Raw genomic sequence first — 521 nt, forward strand, 5'->3', positions numbered from 1 at the left:
TGCTGAGAAATCGGCGAGCGTTTCAAGTTCATTAAGTGAGTCCTTGAAGACCAGCGTTTCACAAAGTGAATCCGCTTCAACAAGTGCGTCTTCGAGTACTGTGAAGTCAGCGAGTATCTCAAGTTCCTTGAGTGAGTCCTTGAAGACTAGCGTTTCACAAAGTCAATCTGCATCAACAAGTGCGTCTTTGAGTACCGTGAAATCAGCGAGTGTCTCAAGTTCTTTGAGTGAGTCCTTGAAGACAAGTCTCTCACAAAGTGAATCCGCTTCAACAAGTGCGTCTTTAAGTACCGTGAAATCAGCAAGTGTCTCAAGTTCCTTGAGTGAGTCCTTGAAGACGAGCGTTTCGCAAAGTGAATCAGCATCAGCGAGTGCGTCTTTGAGTACTGTGAAATCAGCGAGTGTCTCAAGTTCCTTGAGTGAGTCCTTGAAGACCAGCGTTTCACAAAGTCAGTCAGCATCAACGAGTGCGTCTTTGAGTGCTGAGAAATCGGCGAGCGTTTCAAGTTCATTAAGTGAGT

At 45.7% G+C, this 521-nt stretch carries 1 pseudogene; it reads left to right on the forward strand.

The features are described from left to right. Positions 1–521, forward strand: a pseudogene (locus AX663_RS10790) (accessory Sec-dependent serine-rich glycoprotein adhesin); the annotation flags it as partial.

Origin of the sequence: Streptococcus sp. CCH8-H5, assembly GCF_001556505.1 — a bacterium.
Classification (GTDB): Bacteria; Bacillota; Bacilli; order Lactobacillales; family Streptococcaceae; genus Streptococcus.